At 37.9% G+C, this 18,268-nt stretch carries 14 protein-coding genes; 6 read left to right on the top strand and 8 right to left on the bottom strand.

Annotated elements, in window-relative coordinates:
* Positions 1–117 precede the first annotated feature (117 nt).
* From LC419_RS13180 to LC419_RS13165, 4 genes are all read right to left on the bottom strand, one after another.
* Positions 118–1,284, bottom strand: a complete 1,167-nt coding sequence (locus LC419_RS13180; protein ID WP_223607792.1) for an aminotransferase class V-fold PLP-dependent enzyme — start codon at positions 1,282–1,284, stop codon at positions 118–120.
* Between the two features lie 110 nt (positions 1,285–1,394).
* Positions 1,395–2,534: a hypothetical protein gene (locus tag LC419_RS13175; RefSeq protein ID WP_223607791.1), complete on the bottom strand. Its 1,140-nt coding sequence runs from the start codon at positions 2,532–2,534 to the stop codon at positions 1,395–1,397.
* Between the two features lie 27 nt (positions 2,535–2,561).
* Positions 2,562–3,464, bottom strand: a complete 903-nt coding sequence (locus tag LC419_RS13170; RefSeq protein ID WP_223607790.1) for a TssN family type VI secretion system protein — start codon at positions 3,462–3,464, stop codon at positions 2,562–2,564.
* Between the two features lie 54 nt (positions 3,465–3,518).
* Entirely contained in the window at positions 3,519–4,460 is a 942-nt protein-coding gene (locus LC419_RS13165) for a type VI secretion system baseplate subunit TssG (RefSeq protein WP_223607789.1), read from the bottom strand.
* A 375-nt stretch (positions 4,461–4,835) separates the two neighbouring features.
* Between LC419_RS13165 and LC419_RS13160 the strand changes: the two genes are divergently transcribed.
* The 6 genes from LC419_RS13160 to LC419_RS13135 all read left to right on the top strand — a co-directional run bounded on the left by LC419_RS13160 (position 4,836) and on the right by LC419_RS13135 (position 11,698).
* On the top strand, positions 4,836–5,627 hold the full coding sequence (locus tag LC419_RS13160; RefSeq protein ID WP_223607788.1) for a S1/P1 nuclease: 792 nt from the start codon (positions 4,836–4,838) through the stop codon (positions 5,625–5,627).
* 334 nt (positions 5,628–5,961) lie between these two features.
* Complete coding sequence (locus LC419_RS13155; protein ID WP_002979276.1) at positions 5,962–6,828, top strand: RNA polymerase sigma factor RpoD/SigA; 867 nt, start codon at positions 5,962–5,964, stop codon at positions 6,826–6,828.
* Positions 6,829–7,165: 337 nt separating this feature from the next.
* On the top strand, positions 7,166–7,759 hold the full coding sequence (locus LC419_RS13150) for a hypothetical protein (protein WP_223607787.1): 594 nt from the start codon (positions 7,166–7,168) through the stop codon (positions 7,757–7,759).
* 4 nt (positions 7,760–7,763) lie between these two features.
* Positions 7,764–8,261 (top strand): GNAT family N-acetyltransferase, encoded by a 498-nt coding sequence (locus LC419_RS13145; RefSeq protein ID WP_223607786.1) that lies wholly within the window; start codon positions 7,764–7,766, stop codon positions 8,259–8,261.
* Between the two features lie 20 nt (positions 8,262–8,281).
* The gene (locus LC419_RS13140) at positions 8,282–9,400 is read left to right on the top strand and encodes an FAD-dependent monooxygenase (protein WP_223607785.1); all 1,119 of its coding nucleotides are present in this window, start codon (positions 8,282–8,284) and stop codon (positions 9,398–9,400) included.
* A 255-nt stretch (positions 9,401–9,655) separates the two neighbouring features.
* Complete coding sequence (locus tag LC419_RS13135) at positions 9,656–11,698, top strand: alpha/beta fold hydrolase (RefSeq protein WP_223607784.1); 2,043 nt, start codon at positions 9,656–9,658, stop codon at positions 11,696–11,698.
* A 292-nt stretch (positions 11,699–11,990) separates the two neighbouring features.
* Here the strand turns inward: LC419_RS13135 and LC419_RS13130 are convergent, their stop codons facing one another.
* The 4 genes from LC419_RS13130 to LC419_RS13115 all read right to left on the bottom strand — a co-directional run bounded on the left by LC419_RS13130 (position 11,991) and on the right by LC419_RS13115 (position 18,228).
* Positions 11,991–14,768, bottom strand: a complete 2,778-nt coding sequence (locus LC419_RS13130; protein ID WP_223607783.1) for a multicopper oxidase domain-containing protein — start codon at positions 14,766–14,768, stop codon at positions 11,991–11,993.
* An 89-nt stretch (positions 14,769–14,857) separates the two neighbouring features.
* Entirely contained in the window at positions 14,858–15,331 is a 474-nt protein-coding gene (locus tag LC419_RS13125) for a DUF3347 domain-containing protein (protein ID WP_223607782.1), read from the bottom strand.
* Positions 15,332–15,445: 114 nt separating this feature from the next.
* Entirely contained in the window at positions 15,446–15,826 is a 381-nt protein-coding gene (locus LC419_RS13120; RefSeq protein WP_223607781.1) for a hypothetical protein, read from the bottom strand.
* A gap of 188 nt (positions 15,827–16,014) precedes the next feature.
* A complete protein-coding gene (locus LC419_RS13115; RefSeq protein WP_223607780.1) occupies positions 16,015–18,228 on the bottom strand; it encodes a TonB-dependent siderophore receptor in 2,214 nt (737 codons plus the stop codon).
* Positions 18,229–18,268: the final 40 nt, after the last annotated feature.

Below are 18,268 nucleotides of genomic sequence, written 5' to 3'. Positions count from 1 at the left end.
GGTGGCTTCGAGTTCCTCAACCACCAATGCTCTGATTAAGGTATGGAGTGAACTATTATACAAGTTATATTGTCACAAAATTACTGGGTGGCTGAGGCTTCCGAAGCCACCTTTAACCTATCTCTCCAGTATTCTTACCACTTCCTCAATTTCCTCAGAAGTATTAAAATAATGCGGCGACAGGCGAACGGCACGATCCAGATTCTTTAATGTAAAATCAATCAGGGCATTGCTTTTATTGCTTACCGAAAAATAGACGTTATTCTCTTTCAATATTTTATAAATCCCGTCAATACTTCCGTCAGGAGCACAAAAGGTAACAATACCTGCTAAATTCCGTCCTTCATCCAATACTCTAAAACCATTGTTCCGAAGACCCATTCTTAGCTTTTCCGCTAATGTCTTAGTGTATATTTCAATATGCTGAAGGCCAATTCCAGTCGCGTATTTTGCAGCTTCGGTAAATCCTAAAATCGAGCTGACGGAAGTTTCCCAATGCTCAAATCTTTTTGCGGTTTTCAGGAGCTTATAATCAGTGAATTCCGTCCATTCTGCGCCATTCAAATCCAAAAAAACCGGAGCCATATTCTTTTCTAAAACCCTGTCCGAAACATATAAAAATCCTGTACCTCTCGGTCCACGCATAAACTTCCTGCCTGTAGCCGTGAGAAAATCGCAGCCTATTTTTTCAACATCTAACGCAAGCTGCCCTACCGACTGGCAGGCATCAACAAGATAAATCACATCATATCGACGACAGATCTCTCCCGCTCCTTCTACATTCTGAATCAATCCGGAATTGGTTGGGATATGGGTAACGGCAACAAGTTTAGGCTTGTGTTTTTTAACCAGATTTTCGAAATCCTCCAGATCCAGTTCGTGATCAGGATGATTTTTTACCCTTATAATCTTAACGCCCAGCTTTTTCTGCAGCGAAAAAAAAGCGATCTGGTTGGAGACATAATCATCATTCGTCGTAATAATAACATCATCCTTTTCAAACTGAATACTGGACAAAGCTTTAGCATAGGCATCAGTAGAACTTACGGTGAAAGCCATATTTTCAGGCTTAGCGTTAATCAGTTTCGCTGCTGCTTCATAAAACTGAATGATATTTTCTACATTCTTCTCAGCTGCTTCATATGCTCCGTATTGCTGTTCAAGATAAATGTGATCGATCATTGTTTTAACTACAATTTCAGGCATCAGTGACCCTCCTGCACTGTTTAAAAATATTTTATCCGCACAGCCGACGGTATCCTGTCTGACGATATCTAGGTCCATGTTTTACTTACTTTTAGAATGAATTGATAATTTTCTGTTCTGTTTGAGTTTTTTACGCATAAAAAATCCCGAAAATTGACGTTCGGGATTTATATTTCCAGGTGTTTCCATTAATCTAAAACGCTCCAACCTCTCTTTGGATTGGTGTTTGAAGAAACCTCTTGTTCGTTAACGATAATGTTTTCTTTTCTCTGACCGATGTAATCAAGTTCGCTTAGTTTAGAGAAAATAATTTCCAGGCTGCGAAGCATCTGCTGGATGTACAATAACGGTTCTCCACAGTTGTGATGATCGTAATTGGTTTCTGCCACGATAGAAAGCTGGTTCAGCAAGGTATGAGGAGCAATTTCACTCCACTCTAAGCTGTAGTTCAGCATTTCTTCCAGTTCGGCAGGTACCAGAAGCTGGGTAGAATTGTACAAATGAAGGGCTAATTTTGCAAAAGCCTCGATCAGAAATACAGGCGGTTGCCAAGGAATAATATTTCTGAACTGGAAATACATATCTCCAAAAGTATTGACCATGGTGGTACACAGGAACTTTACATTCTGTGCCAAAGCCGTATTCTGGTTTTTATGAGAAGCTTTCTGAATGATTTTAAAAGCGTACTGCTGCAGATTTCCAATAGATTTTGCATAACTACCGTAGTAATCCAGCAAAACAGGATGACTCTGAATAGAAGTACATGGTGGAATAAAATTAGAATCTACCTGTGCGATATTAGCCTTCAGGTCTACTTTTCCGATGATCAGATAATTCCCTCCGGAATAGCTGCTGTTCAGGGAAGTGACAGGAAGAAGCTCAATGTGGTGATTCGGCTGTGCACTTGGATGACGCGGTGGAATTTCCTCAGGGTCAATATCTCCGAAAGGCACTTTATCAAAAGGATTCACAGAGATCAGGATATAATAATCCCCATCTGCCTGCTCTTCGTTCATGGATCGCGCAAGAGACTTAACACTCACTCTCCTATCCGTTAAATCAATACGGTAACCAGCCATAGTAATAGCGCTGCATCTTTTGATGACAAGCTGTACATCATTGGTCGCGGTATTATGAACATCAAAAATGGTTTTGTCCGTAAATTCGTTTGAAATAGGCAGAAGTCCGTAATTATATGTATTGATCCCAAGCGAGCTGGAATCTCTGATTGTATCAATTAAAAAATTATCCTGATCATTAAGGTGTCTCTGGGAAACTTTCATCCCATCTACCCAATTGATCGCAAAATGTTTAATAGGCTGTATCATATGTAATACTTTTTAAATTTTCTGTGATTATGATTTTTTCAATACTCCTTCTTCCTCATGCTGGATCACTCTTTTGCAGATGACCACTTCATTTTCTGAAATGCCGTTCGTAGAGATATCCTGGTCGAAATCAATGTATTTTCTGAAACTGAAAAACGATTTTTTGGTGTAAAAAATCCAGTAATAAGGTTCTTTCTCTATATCCGAAAGGTTAATGATAGAGTTAGGATTCTTATGGTTATAGTCGTCCACTACCCTATAGAACCAGTCTCCGAAAGTGACTCCGGTCGGTAGCGTTTTAGCTTTGATCCTGAATCTGTTGGTATCTTCCAGGTTCTTGCTCAATTCAACATTCAGTACCATTAACCGGTCAAAATCGGCTCCTTCAAAATCAGGAAGTTTCTGATCAGGAGAATATCTCCACGTTTTATAGATATCAAAAGGAATGCTGATAAACTGAACATAGCAGTAATAAAACACCACGGGAACGAGAAAGATGACCATACTCGTGGCAGCCATGACAGCATATCCCGTTCCATTGCTGACCCAATTGAAGATTAATGTAAATAAAAAACCTCCGAAAGCAATACACGTCAATGAAAGTATTGATTCAAATAATATACTCATCCCTACGGAATCAATATGCTTTCTGAAATATCTGTGCAGTAAATTGACATGAATGATCCCAAAAATAAGATAAAAAATCTGGGCTATAAGGTACCAGTACGGATTAAAAAGATTTCCCGCAAAACCGAAAATCCCCGGTAATGCAAGGCATAAGCTGCAAATAAGGACGTATACAATAATTACCTTAATTTTGATAGCAGGCTTGTTTCTTCTGATTATCCCCAGAATAAACATCATGATCACTGCGATTAAAGGCATTAAAATATACCTTAAAAAAATACCTTTTACTGAAGAAATTTCCATTAGTTTTTTTTCAAATTTTTACTTGGTTGGTCGTTGTAAATATAATAAATTATTTTAGAGGAATGTAGAGTATCCGAGACGGCTGGCATTTCTTTCATCATCTTCGAGACTGAATGAATATTCCAGTTTCTCTGTGATAAAATTCTCCTCCACGTCTACCGTTACGGGAAGGAAATAATCATATAAAGCCTGCAGTACATTTCTGAACGGACTTCCCGGAATATACTTTTTCATATCCTCATAAGGAATCGGGCCTATATTGACCACCCAGTTCCGCTGTCCGTCCATATGTCTTCCGCTTGGAATGTAGGTAACTCCCAATTTTGAATTCCCCAATAACATAGAATCATCATTTCTTTCTATCTTATCAATAATATTAGGGGTAAAAGTAACTTCTACCGGTACCTGCAGAAAAGCGGTCATGCATCTTTCAAACCATCTCTTGTCTCCTCGGATCTGGTGAAAAAACGGCAATATATAGATGAAAATATATGCGCTCTGCTCATCAAGCATTTTAATAAGAGGCCAAAGTTCACTCACCGTTTCCAAAAGCGTATCTGTACTGCTTGAAATATCAAACTCCGATTCCTTAAGCAGGGAACTGATCTCTGTAAAAAAAATCTCAAGCTCAAAAGGCCGGAAAAACTTCCGGGCATCCTCTTCTACTTTCTTCTGCTTTCGGATCTCACGAACTACAGTGTCCACATTCTTTCGGGAAGCTCCCAAAGACGGCGGATGAAAAAGTCCTTCCGGGAGATAGTCATAAATGCCTTCTCTATAAGTTTCTATGGTGAAGACTTCTTCATCAAATCCCAAATAACTGCTCGAAATACTTTTGATATCTTTGAGGTAAGCACGGTCGTTGATCCCGATCCGTTCTATAAATATATTACTTACTGCCCGCTGATATTTCAAAAGATTCACCGCTACAGCTTCAGCTTTGAAGTCGGTCTGCAGTTTATTGTAATACATGTCTACAATATTATTCTCATACATAGTGTTTCCTGTGATTATGACTTGTAAAGATAATATATCTCATAAGTTTGAAAAAATAATTTAGTAATAATTTTATTTTAAAAATACTAATTTATTGACATTAAAAGGAATTATCTGTGACAAATTCCGTAAAAATACGGTAATACTGCACTTTACAGGGTTTAAGGGTGAAATGTAAAAAATAAAGGTTATCACTGACACATAGATATTTATAGTACAAAATAGGATTAATTTTCATGATTTATAGAATTTTATACCACATTTATTTTATTTAGATTAATTTTTATTAACATCTCACAGGCAATAAATTGATCATAATTGATTCAGGTTCGGAAACCGGGACGTATCTTTGCAGCTTGTAAAATGTTATTTATAATGAAAAGTATTTATTCTAAAATTCTGATTTTAGCATTCATTTCATCTTCACTGTACTCCTATGCATGGGGATTAACGGGACACCGTGTGATCGCAGAGATCGCAGAAAATCATCTATCGGGCAAAGCAAGAAGAGAGATCAAAAAAATAATGGGTAAAGAACGCCTTGCGTATTGGGCCAACTGGCCGGATTTTATCAAGTCTGACACCACCGGAGCATGGAAGCAGGCTTCATCATGGCATTATGTAAACGTTGATCCAATGGCTGATTTTAAAACGTTTGACCAAAACCTTAAAATGCAGGCAGGTCCAAGTCTTTATACACAGGTGAACACCTTGTCCAGCCAGATCAAAGACGAAAAAACCTCTGCAAAAGACAGAAAAATCGCTTTGATCTTCCTTATTCATATTATGGGTGATCTTGCCCAGCCTCTTCACGTAGGAAGAGCGGAAGATCTTGGAGGAAACAAAATCAATGTCACTTATTTCGGAGACAAAACCAATCTTCACTCTGTATGGGATGGAAAGCTCGTAGATTCACAGAAATACAGCTATACGGAATATGCTAACCTTTTAGACATTAAATCTAAGGAAGAAGTAGCACAGATCCAGACCGGAACTCTGGAAGACTGGTTATACGATTCTCATAAAATCGCCAACAAGATCTACGCACAGACTCCAAATGATTCAAAATTATCATACGATTATCAGTACAAATTCAATGATACCCTTGAAAGACAGCTTCTTTACGGAGGTCTTAGACTGGCCAAAGTATTGAATGAATTGTTTTAAAGATTATTTGGTGGCTGATTACGATTAATCGGCCCAATCATAAAAAAGAATTTTTAATTTTTAATGATTCATTTTTCACGATATAAGCGGAACTTCGGTTTCGCTTTTTTTATTAAGTCTGAGATTAAAAAAACTACATTCAATCATTATCTCTACACAATCCCTTCTAAAATCTGATGTCTGACATCTCCCATCTTGATTCTTGGCTCTTGGTTCTATCCCCCTCAATCCCACCCTTCTACCACTAAATTTAAAAAATAATTAAAACTGGTGTAACCTTTTTACCACTTCATACGTATAATATATAGTAACTCTTTTTTGAGGATAAAAATAGATGAGACAATTAAAAATCACTAAGCAGGTTACCAACAGGGAAACTGCTTCATTAGACAAGTATTTGCAGGAAATTGGTAAAGTGGAACTGATCACTGCGGACGAAGAAGTAGAATTGGCACAAAGAATACGTGCGGGCGACAGAGCAGCACTGGAGAAATTAATCAAGGCCAACCTTCGTTTCGTAGTTTCCGTATCTAAACAATACCAAAATCAAGGTCTTTCTTTACCCGATTTAATTAATGAAGGTAACTTAGGATTGATGAAAGCAGCAAAAAGGTACGATGAAACTAGAGGTTTCAAATTTATCTCTTATGCGGTATGGTGGATTCGTCAGTCAATTTTACAGGCATTAGCTGAGCAGTCAAGAATTGTAAGGCTTCCGTTGAATAAAATCGGCTCCATCAACAAAATTAATAAGGCATACGCTCACCTTGAACAGGAAAATGAAAGACCCCCTTCTCCGGAAGAATTGGCTGAAGTTCTTGACATGAGCGAGGAAGATATTAAAGAATCTATGAAAAACTCCGGAAGACACCTGTCCATGGATGCACCTTTAGTAGAAGGTGAAGATTCTAATCTTTATGATGTATTGCGTTCAGGAGAATCTCCAAGCCCGGACAAAGATTTGATGCTTGAATCTCTTCAGATTGAGATCGAAAGGGCATTGAACACTTTGACTCCAAGAGAGGCGGATCTGGTAAGATTGTACTTCGGACTGAACGGGAAACACCCGATGACTTTAGAAGAAATCGGTGAAACTTTCGATCTTACAAGAGAGAGAGTTCGTCAGATTAAAGAAAAAGCAATCAAGAGACTAAAACATAATACCAGAAGCAAGATCCTGAAATCTTACCTGGGTAAATAATTTTTAGCGTAAAAACAATGTATGCGGAGTCTGTTTTCAGGCTCCGTTTTTTTATATCGTCTATTCACAATGTAAGGATCAATAGATAAGGGTTCAAATGAAATACTATATTTACCTAGTATTACTTTTATAAGTGAAATGCCTTTGTTTATCTTAAAACTAAAGCTTTATTAATTTCCTTGTCTACCTTTGCGGTTAAAAAAATCAGTAATATTATATTTAAAATTTAAATCAGCAAAGCTTTATATATTTCAAAGACAAAACTGAAACTTTAAGATTAAGCTGTAACAATTTTTAGACTACCTTCAACTAATAAGGAACACTAAATCAAAAAATTATGAAAAAAATATTTTTCGCTTCCGCTTTGGTCCTGTCAATGCTTTCCTGTAAAGAAAATAAATCCAGAAATGCTCCGGTTGCAGAAAATGCTGTAGATAATGCCGAATCATCTGTATCAGGTTCTTTGAAAAGCTACCGCAAAGACAATATGATCGATCAAATTTATTCAGAACTGATTAAAAATGACAAAAGTTTAAAAGCTCTTGATGACAAGCTTATTCAATTATCTGAAGAAAACGGAAAAGTCTTAGCTATTTATGGAGAAACACTCCGAAAATCTGAATCTTTTTATGCTGATGCCCATTATCAGTCCGGCACCATTAAAGATTCTCTTCTAAAACAGCAGCTGGAAAAAGAAATAAAAATCAGCTCTGATACGTATGATTTAAAAATCGGCAAAGTAAAAGAACTGATCGCCAAAGTCAATAAAAACAGTGATGACATCAATAATCTGTACACCGCTTTTAAGATCAGAAAAACACTTCCTGAGATTGGAAAATACCAGAATGCGCATCCTATGAAAACGGATCAGCTGGACAATTTCATCAACAAACAGAACCAACTGCTTAACGAACTGAAAAATCAGAAGTAAAGTAATGAATTATACCACAAAATGGCTTACTGAACCTACCCGGACTGAAGAACTGGTTGATTTTTTTATCAAACACAAAACAGACTCCTATATCTCCCATGGCGAGATTATTTCCGGACGGGCTCTGGATTCAAATCACTGGAACCCTGACCTTAAGGCTATATTAACTGCACAATTCAACTCCGGCTTTGATGCTGATCAAAATTCAAAATTAAATATCCTGATCGCTGAAAATGAGGAACGAAAAATCATTGGAATGCTGGTTTTTAATGTCATCAGCGGGTTTAAAAACTATGCGGTGCTGGAAGATATGCTTCTGGATCATTCCCTGCGTGGACAATCGCTTGGAAGTACGCTGCTGGAAAAGGCTGTGGAAGAATCCAAAAACTGGAAAATAAGCTTTATGATGCTGGAAAGCGGGATTGATAATACCGGAGCTCATCATTTTTTTAATAAATATGGATTTAAAAAAGTTTCTGAAAATTATATTTTAACCTTTTAGAAAGATCAAAACCGATTTTCATGAACAGCATTTCAATTATAGGAGCCGGAATCGGCGGATTGGCTCTGGGAAATATTCTGAAACAGCAACAGCTTGATTTTACCATGTACGAGTCAGCTCCGGAAATAAAACCTGTGGGAGCCGGAATTATGATGGCCGTTAATGCCATGCAAATCTTTGACAAACTAGGATTAAAAGAAAAAATTGAAAATGCAGGTAATAGAATTCACGGAATTTCCATAACGGACGAATCTCTAAAACCGATCACAAAAACCGGTATTCTTTCCCTTGAAAAGAAATACAATTCCTGTAATGTAGCCATCCACAGGGCCGAACTGCAGAAAATCCTGGCAGAAAATATGGGTTATGAGCATATCCAGCTCAATCATTCTCTACGCAAAATAGAAAAGAATCAAAATTATGTTTTAAATTTTGAAAACGGAGTCCAGACAGAAAGCAAAATAGTCTTTGGTGCAGACGGCATAAAATCTAAAGTCCGGAACCAGATTCTGGAAACCGGAAATATCAGAAACGCAGGCCAGAAATGCTGGCGCGGACTGGCAGAATTTGATTTGCCGGAACAGCTTAACCGGGAAGCCATAGAAATGTGGGGAAAAGGAAAGCGTTTCGGTTTTGTAAAAATTTCAGAGAAAAAAGTGTACTGGTATGCGTTGGTGAATGAACGAAAACATAAACGCTATTCACCTCTTTCTGAAAACTTCAGTGAATTTCACCCTCTTATTTCAAATATTTTCGATGCTACCTTAGAAGAACATATTATTCTTAATGACATTATTGACCTCTCTCCTATTCCCACCTGGTATTCGGACCACCTATGTCTGATAGGAGATGCTGCTCATGCTACTACTCCCAATATGGGTCAGGGAGCCTGCCAGGCTATTGAAGATGCCTATATTATCGGAAAATTATTGGAAAGCAGCGGGGATTTTAACCGCGTTTTTGAAGAATTTCAAAAGATCAGAAGGAAAAAAGTAGATTATATAGTCGATACAAGTTGGAAGATAGGAAAGATCTCGCAGTGGGAAAAAGGTAATACATTACGCAATTTTTTTATGCGACTGATTCCGGAAAGTACCCATCAAAAACTGGCAGAAAAGATCATCCGGCTTGAAATGTAATTGATTTCATATCAAAGTAAACAGAATTTTCGAATTTTTTAGAATTATACGCTTCTCACTCTATTAAATGGGTAATTATATGCACACGGTTTCAAAATGATTGAGTAAAAAAATAACTGCAACCATGTTGCAAATGCTAAAAAAAACAAACAAAAAAGATCATTTAAGTTAATAATTTTCAATAACTTAATTCAAAATCATCCTTTTATTCAAAATTTCACCAATAAGTGTTTTTTTCATATATTTAAATAAAAAATGAAAAAAATCTTTTATTTACTCTTCTTATTAATGATAGGATTTCAAACAACATACGCACAGGAAGTCCCATTGCTGGACAGAGAATTATTTTATGGTAATCCTGAAATTTCCGGCGGACAGCTGAGTCCGGATGGAAAATGGATCTCTTTTATGAAACAATATGAAGGGATCATGAATATCTGGGTGAAAAAAGTGGACGAACCTTTTGATAAAGCCCGCCCATTAACCGATAGCAAACGCCCAATGGCAGGATATTTTTGGTCGGAAAACGGAAAATATATATTGTATGTAAAAGACAAAAACGGGGATGAAAATATGAATATTTTTGCAGTAGATCCCACCGCAACCGTTGTCAAAGGTGTTCCTGAATCAAGAAATTTAACACCCCTTAATGAGGTTACCGCTCAGATTCAGATGGTCAGTAAAAAAGATCCTGACCTGATGATCGTCGGACTGAATAATCGTGATAAAGCATGGCACGATCTGTATTCATTAAAAATTTCTACCGGTGAACTGAAAAAGATATACGAAAATAAAGACCGCATCACAGGGTATGATTTTGACTGGGATGAAAAATTGAGAGTATTGTCTAAAACAGACGAAAAAGGAACAACCCAATTCCTGTACAAAGAAGGAGATAAGCTTACTCCTATCTATGAAACATTAGTAACGGAAGGCGCTTATATTGCCAACTGGAATGAAGATAATTCAAAATTCTATTTAGTTACAGATAAAGGTGATCTCGATAAATCTACTTTGTTTCTGATGGATCCAAAAACCCAGCAAATAACGAAAATAGAAAGTGATCCTAAAGGAAAAGTTGATTTCGGAGGATTATTTATGGATAGAAATACAAGAAAAATGATTTCAACTTCCTATACCGGCGATAAAACTGAAAAGTACTGGAAAGACAAAACATGGGAAGCTAACTATAAATTTTTGCAAAGTAAATTCCCGGGAAGAGAGGTTGATTTTTCAAGCTCTACAAAAGACTATTCGAAATTTTTAATTACCGTTTGGGGTGACAAATATGCATCTGAAGCTTACTTTTTCGATGCCAAGACCAAAGAACTTGTATTTCAATATACCCCAAGACCCGAATTAAAAAAAGTTGAGAAATATCTGGCTCCTATGACTCCTATCACTTATAAAAGCAGTGATGGTCTGGAAATCCCGGGTTACCTTACCATTCCTACAGGATCAACAGGGAAAAACCTGCCGGTAGTTGTTGTGGTTCACGGAGGACCAAAAGGGCCAAGAGATGGTTGGGGTTATAACTCAACCGTGCAGTTTTTGGCCAACAGAGGTTATGCCGTGCTGCAGCCCAACTTCAGAGCCAGTGGAGGCTATGGTAAAAAATTCCAAAACGGTGGAGACTTACAATGGGGAAAACTAATGCAGGACGACATTACGTGGGGTGTAAAATACCTTATCGACAAGGGAATCGCTGACAAAAACAAAGTAGTCATTATGGGAGGAAGCTACGGTGGATATGCAACACTGGCAGGTTTAGCTTTCACACCGGATCTGTATGCCGGAGGGGTGGACATCGTTGGACCAAGTAATATCTTTACCCTATTGGATTCTGTTCCTGCTTACTGGGAAGCCGCACGCGCCTCTTTATATGGTATGGTAGGAGATCCTAGAACTGAAGAAGGTAAAAAGCTGATTAAAGAAGCAAGCCCGTTGTTTAGCGCAGACAAAATTGTAAAACCGCTATTAATTATTCAGGGAGCCAATGATCCTAGAGTAAAACAGGCTGAGGCTGATCAAATTGTGATCGCTCTTCGTGACAAAGGAAAAAAAGTAAGTTATATTCTGGCAGATGATGAAGGACACGGATTCAGAAAACCGGTTAATAATATGGCGATGTATGCGGAAACGGAAAAGTTCCTTTCAGAGGTCATTGGAGGAAGATACCAGAAAGACATGCCAGAAGCAGTAGCAAAAAGATTAAAGGAAATGACGGTTGATATTAAAAATGTGACCTACAAACCAACTGAAAAAGCAAAAGAGGCTGCACCAAAAGCTTCAAAATAAAATGATAAATAAATGATTATATTCATTGGCTGAATAAAGAAAGCCGGTTCATGATGAAATGAACCGGCTTTTTGTTTCTAGTTTTTAAACACAAATGCCAATAATGATTTCACAAATAACACGATTCAATACGTTAAAAGAAAAAGGACAGAGATTCTGATTTTTTATCCTTATCAAAAGCTTATCCCAAACTACGGGTAGATAAAATACATTTGTGCCTTTAGTGTAAAGCATTCGTGCCTATTTGTGTTTAAAAACCAAAAAAGGCTGCCATTATCTGACAGCCTTTTCTCTAGTAGGTTAAAGTAAGTCCGGCTCCCCAGCCCATTTCATTATCATAATTTCCGGATACTGAAAGCCATTTCTGTAAAATATATCTCAGTCCTGTTGAAAACTCTCCATCAGAATTGACACTGAAATTTCCCCTTATTCTTCTGGAAACCGGAATATCCTCTCTGCTCAATTCCAATAATACTTTTCCGTTCTGGTCTACACTTGCATCAGCAGTGATCAGCATCGGTAAAAGATATTGTACACCAACCATGAAGGCGTATTGATTTTTTGAAGCTTTCTCCTGTCCGAACCAGGTCTTTTTGCCCTGGAACTTCATGCCCATATCTTCTGTCATCTGCCGCTCCATGATCTCGTGGTTTTTCTGAATCCTGAAGCCTGCATAAGGAAGTGCCCACTGGAATTTTCCTAAGAACCTTCCAACTTTTACATTGCCTTCAAAATGATCAAAATCCCAGTTAGAATGAAACTGATTCAGATTCGCCCATCTTGGTCCGAACATCGTCATACTTTCTGCATGTACTTTATTGCTTGCAATATCCAGCATTCCCATGGAGCTGATCATTTTATTATCCTTCAGGAAATTTTTCCAGGCCAGCTTTCTGTTCGGCAGCTGTGGGTTCGGTTTTGAATTTTCATAGCTGAATATTCTTCCCATTCCCGCCATCATATGGTATAAGATATGACAGTGGAAAAACCAGTCGCCATCCTGATTGGCAGCAAATTCAATCGTATTGGTTTCCATCGGCATAATATCAACTACGTTTTTCAAAGGGGAATACTCTCCTTTTGAATTGATCAGTCTGAAATCATGGCCGTGAAGGTGCATCGGGTGGCGCATCATTGAATTATTATACATCGTAATTCTCAGGATTTCCCCTTTTTTCACCAGAATCTTATCTGTTTCTGTCACCGTTTTATTATCCAATGTCCACAGATACTGATTCATATTTCCTTCCAGGGTAAATTTCAATTCTCTCACATTTTCATCCGGAAGAATGGTCTTTTCAGGAGACTTTAAAATATTGTATGATAGCCTTTTGATCGTTTTTTCTTCCTTCATATTCATTCCCGAATGATTTTCATGACCATTGGCTGAGGCTCCCGAAGCCACTTGTGAATGATCTTCTTCCTTAGTCTTAATTCCCATCATTTCATTCATGTGCTTCATTGTCATTTTCCGCTGGCTTTCGGGGAGTTCAGGATACATCACTTCATTCATATCCATCATCTGATTGCCCATCGTCATATTCATTGGCTTCATATTACCACTCATTTCCATCATCCCGTTCATCATTTTCATACCTTCAAAAAGCAGTAGTCTTGGTAAATTCGGTGCCTCCACTTTTTCACCGGATCCAAGCCAAAGTGAAGCGTGTCCTACCCTATCTTCCGATGTGGAACGGAATTCAAAACTTTTGTTCTCAGGAATCGTAACTTCAATATCATACGTTTCGGAAACCCCGACAATCAGACGGTCTACTTCTACCGGGACCACATCATTTCCGTCATTTCCTATCACTTTTATTTTTCCACCTCCATAATTCAGCCAGAAATAGGTAGATGAACCACCATTGGCCACTCTTAGCCTTACTTTATCTCCAGCTTTCAGATTGGAATACTCAGAGCTTGGAAGCCCGTTGATCAGGAATTTATCGTAGTAAACATCACTTACATCCATCGCTTCCATTCTTTTCCATTCATTCAGGGCTTTTGTCCCGAAATTTCCAGATTTAATGGCCTCCCAGTAGCTTTGTACCGCATTTTTTTTAATCGCATACCAATCCGTGTTGGCCATATGAAGCCTTCTCGCGATCTGCATCGGGTCTTCATCACTCCAGTCACCAAGTAGTACCGGAATTTCTTTTGTATACGATATTTTAGGTTCACCTTCTCTTTTATTGAACACCAGAATTCCATTCATACCGATCTGTTCCTGTAATGCTTCATGCGAATGATACCAATACGTTCCGTTTTGTGATACTCTAAACTTATATAAATGCGTTTCACCGGGTGTTACGGGCTTTGTGGTAAGATATGGAACACCATCCTGTTCATTGGGCAGAATTACACCGTGCCAGTGAAGTCCTGTATTTTCCTTCAGCATATTGTGAAGATAGATCTCTGCGGTATCTCCTTCTGTAAAATATAAAGTGGGAGCCTGCAGCTTTCCGTTGATGGCAATCGCTCTTCTGTTTTTTCCGGTGAAATTGACAATCGTATCTTTCACGTACAGATCATATCTTACCGTCTTTCCGCCAAACGTCACTTTTCCGTTTTCCGAATTTCTTTTGAATAGAGAAGGTTCCGTTTTCGGCTCTTCTGTAACAACATGCTGATGGCTTTCTTTTTCTACCAAATCCATTCCGCATTTCGGGCATTTCCCCGGTTTGTCTGAAGTGACTTCAGGATGCATCGGACAGTTGTAGATAGACTGAGGTTGAGATTGAGGTTTAGGCTGAGAATTAGATTTTACCAAGGTTTTAACTTTTGGGGTTGCATTAACCTTTACTTTAGCCTTAGTCTTAGTTTTTTTCTCAACCTGAACTTTATTTTTAATTTCTGTTGGCTTTTGTATTGCTTTCTGTACCGGTTGCGCGGTAACTTTTGGTTTTACAACAACGGTTTTCTTTACCAGTGTCATTTTGCATTTCGGGCAGTCTCCGGGTTTTGAAGATACTACTTCAGGATGCATTGGACAGGTATAATAGGTTTTCGTTGTTTGTGAGAATGTAAAAACAGAGAACAAAAGCATCAGAAACACGATGAATTTTTTCATAATATTCCGAACTTTTTAAAAACTGCAAAGCTTAAAGTCAAATATAACCTAAGCTATGCAACTTATTATTTTAAAACTAAATACGATAATTAGTTAATCTCTGACTTTACACTTCCGCAAGAAAGCATAGATTTTCCGTAGTAAGGATTGGCGATCTGTTTTTCATCGCTTAACCAGCTTGAATCAGCCATTGGACAGTACTGTATATAAACCGGTTTTTCAGAAAGTTTAAACTCTTTTGTTAAGCCAATCATATTTTCAGAAAGGTTGGAAAACGTTTCTCTTTGTGCGGAAATATTTCTCGCATCAGAAATAACAGTGGCATCTTTTCTGAGAATATTCAAATTCCCTTCTGATACCAGTTTATAATCAACCGTTGAAGCTGTTTTGATGAATTCTGCAGCTGCCTTTGAGGTTTTATCTGCATCATCTGAAGCCAACGCTGCTTTAATAGCAATATAGTTCTGGTAAAGTTTTGAAACCTGACCGTCTTTTTTAGACTGTGCAGAAAGTGAAATAATTGAGAATAAAGATAAGGCTGCTGTAATGATATACTTTTTCATTGTTTTAAATTTTAGAATTAAATTTTATAAAGAATAATTGAAACGCATCATGCGTTGAGCCGTGTTGTCAGCGAAGGAATGATCATCTGAACAATACCAGACAACAGACGGATCTTAAATTCTAAAATTACAATGATTGAGATAGATGGGAACCGGCCTGTATTCTGGAGGTCCGTTGATTCTTATCTGGGTAAATTTTGTAGCGGAAAAAGATTTGTCGGCAAAGAAAAAATTCTGCTGTGTAAGCGTTGGAGCGATCTGACTTAAAAAGTCGATCATCAGCAGATCAGATTTTTGGGAATCATCTACTTTTACGACTTTAATCTCCGTCTTACAACATCCTTTTTTTTCTTTAACCCCACATTTACCACAGATATCCGTGGTTTTCTGGCTTACGGAAACAAATTCCTCCATACAGAAATGTACGCTGAATGCTGCTCCGGAAGAAAACCCAAAGTAGAAGACAGAGAATAATATGGCGAGAATCTTTTTCATTGATAAGACAAAGGTAAAAATATCCGTGAAAACACTGTTATAAAATTGTGTATACTTGTTATAAAATTCTGCCCAGCAAAAAAGCTCCTGAAAGATTCAGAAGCTTTTGTTTATTTTTTAATTTGAGCAAGTTTCAAAGCTACAGGAAATCCCTACTAACTTCTAATCTCTAGCTTCTAACTTCTATTTTACAATTTAAATTCCAGTTTCACATTGAAGAAACGCCCCGTAAGACGCACCGGAACGGCATACGTCGAACTTGAATTACTTGAAGTGTAATCTGTGATCCATTGGTTCGCCACCGTGTTATTGATGTTAAATGCATTGAAAACCTGAACGCCTAAAGTAAGTTCTTCAAAATTACCCCAGAAACCGTAACGGTTTTTCTTGTTTTTGGAATCGATAAATACTTTTGAAAGCCCTAAATCTACTCTCTTATAAGAAGGAAGTGTTCTCTGGTACTGATAAGGATCTGTGAAAACAGGTGCTCCGTTCGGAAGTCCCATTGCATATACCAAAGTAAGATTCACTCGCATAGACGGGAATTTCGGCATATAATCCTGGTAGAACATCGCAAATCTGAACCTCTGATCCGTAGGTCTTGGAATATTTCCTCTTCCATCAATATTTTCGTACACTCTGGCATAACTAGCAGACAACCAAGAATCTACCCCGGGAACAAATTCCCCGAATAATCTGGTGTCAATTCCATAAGCGTAACCTGACGCATTATTTTTACCTGAATAACGGATTCTCACATTATCCATATAATAAGGAATCAGATCATCCATTTTCTTGTAATATGCCTCTGTAGTCAGCTTAAATGGTCTGTCATACATATAAAACTCATAGTCGTTGGCAAGAATTAACTGCATAGAACGCTGAGATTTTATATTGGAATTAAAGTTTCCGTCTAGATCCTTGATTTCTTTGTAGAAAGGTGCCTGATAATAGATTCCTCCGGAAAGTTTGAAGAGCATATCCGTATCCCAGTCAGGTTTTATAGCAAACTGAAACCTTGGTGAAAAGATCGTTTCTTTATTGAAGCTCCAATTGGAAACTCTGGCTCCTGCATTGACAAATACTTTGCTCGCTCCCCAGTAAAATTTCTGAGAATACTGAGCATACGCGGAAAGTCTTGAAGGTTCTATTTTATTTACTCCTGCAATATGATAAAACAGCTTCAAATCTCCCGAATCTCCGGTTCTCGGATCATCAATGGGACGTGGAATGCTGTATCCTGCAGCGTCTACCAACTTCCATTCATTGGTATTGTCATTGAGGTTCTCTTTTTCGTATTTGAAACCGACTTCTATATCGGTATTGATATTAGGGGAGAACTTAGCTCTGAACTGGGTTCCATACGTTCTTACAAACAGATCGTTTCTGGCATGCTCTATCTGTCCGCCCCCATCAAAAGACGGATTGGGCGATTGAGTCACAGGATCAAAAGTCTGGATCTCGTAGCCTGAAGCGACAGAATAATACTCTTTTTCTCTGTTCTGATAAGAAAAACTATCCAATGTAAGCTTCCATTTATCGGATGGCTTATAGTTCATTGATAAAGTCCCCATCATGTTTTTATACATATCCTGCTCCTGGCCGCCATATCCGATATTTACGGTAATAGGCTGCTGAAGGCTTCCGAACGTGACACTTTTCGCTTTCGGAACCATCTCATAATCGTTCTTGGAATAATACCCAATGAATGACATGGAGAATTTATCACTGAAATGATAGTTGATGTATGACTGGAAATCCCAATACGTAGGGTTAAAATCCGTATCCTCGTTCAAAGTATTCAGAACAAGATTGGTATTTCTGTATCTCCCTGAAAATAAGGCGGTCAGTTTTTTATTTTTTGAAGCCAGACCTGTTGTCAGCCTTCCTCCGATCAAACTCGCTTCCCCGGAAACCTCAAATTTTTCAGGTTCGCGGTAGTAAATATTCAGGGCAGAAGACATTTTGTCGCCATATTTGGGTTCAAAACCTCCTGCTGAAAAGTTGACCGTAGACACCATATCCGGATTGATGATACTCATCCCTTCCTGCTGTGAATTTCTGATCAGAAAAGGTCTGTAGATCTCAATATCATTGATGTAGATCAGGTTTTCGTCATAGTTTCCACCACGCACCATATATTGGGAAGACAGCTCTGTGTTGGAGTTTACGGAAGGAAGCGTTTTAAGAAGTCCTTCAATTCCGCCACTTATAGAGGCTACATTTTTAGCATCTTTTGCTGAAATCTTGACATTGGTAATGTCGTTCGTTCTTCCGACTACTTTTTTCTGGAAAACGACTTCCTCAATATCGGTTACTTTATCTGCTGTATCTCTTTTTCTATTTTGAGAGAAAATAAGCATAGGAACCATAAGGCTCAACGGTAAAACTAGTTTTTTCAAAAGAAATGTTTTAAGAATTTCTAAAAATAGGGATTTTTTA

It is taken from the genome of Chryseobacterium sp. OSA05B (assembly GCF_019970065.1).
In the GTDB taxonomy this organism is placed as follows: Bacteria; Bacteroidota; Bacteroidia; order Flavobacteriales; family Weeksellaceae; genus Chryseobacterium.
Note: the sequence above shows the minus strand (reverse complement) of the source record. Positions and strands in the feature narration are given on the sequence as shown.

Bases quoted from the DNA above. Each gene is read 5' to 3' on its own strand.
- LC419_RS13180 (WP_223607792.1), bottom strand. From the start codon at position 1,284: ATGGACCTAGATATCGTCAGACAGGATACCGTCGGCTGTGCGGATAAA.
- LC419_RS13175 (WP_223607791.1), bottom strand. From the start codon at position 2,534: ATGATACAGCCTATTAAACATTTTGCGATCAATTGGGTAGATGGGATG.
- LC419_RS13170 (WP_223607790.1), bottom strand. From the start codon at position 3,464: ATGGAAATTTCTTCAGTAAAAGGTATTTTTTTAAGGTATATTTTAATG.
- LC419_RS13165 (WP_223607789.1), bottom strand. From the start codon at position 4,460: ATGTATGAGAATAATATTGTAGACATGTATTACAATAAACTGCAGACC.
- LC419_RS13160 (WP_223607788.1), top strand. From the start codon at position 4,836: ATGAAAAGTATTTATTCTAAAATTCTGATTTTAGCATTCATTTCATCT.
- LC419_RS13155 (WP_002979276.1), top strand. From the start codon at position 5,962: ATGAGACAATTAAAAATCACTAAGCAGGTTACCAACAGGGAAACTGCT.
- LC419_RS13150 (WP_223607787.1), top strand. From the start codon at position 7,166: ATGAAAAAAATATTTTTCGCTTCCGCTTTGGTCCTGTCAATGCTTTCC.
- LC419_RS13145 (WP_223607786.1), top strand. From the start codon at position 7,764: ATGAATTATACCACAAAATGGCTTACTGAACCTACCCGGACTGAAGAA.
- LC419_RS13140 (WP_223607785.1), top strand. From the start codon at position 8,282: ATGAACAGCATTTCAATTATAGGAGCCGGAATCGGCGGATTGGCTCTG.
- LC419_RS13135 (WP_223607784.1), top strand. From the start codon at position 9,656: ATGAAAAAAATCTTTTATTTACTCTTCTTATTAATGATAGGATTTCAA.
- LC419_RS13130 (WP_223607783.1), bottom strand. From the start codon at position 14,768: ATGAAAAAATTCATCGTGTTTCTGATGCTTTTGTTCTCTGTTTTTACA.
- LC419_RS13125 (WP_223607782.1), bottom strand. From the start codon at position 15,331: ATGAAAAAGTATATCATTACAGCAGCCTTATCTTTATTCTCAATTATT.
- LC419_RS13120 (WP_223607781.1), bottom strand. From the start codon at position 15,826: ATGAAAAAGATTCTCGCCATATTATTCTCTGTCTTCTACTTTGGGTTT.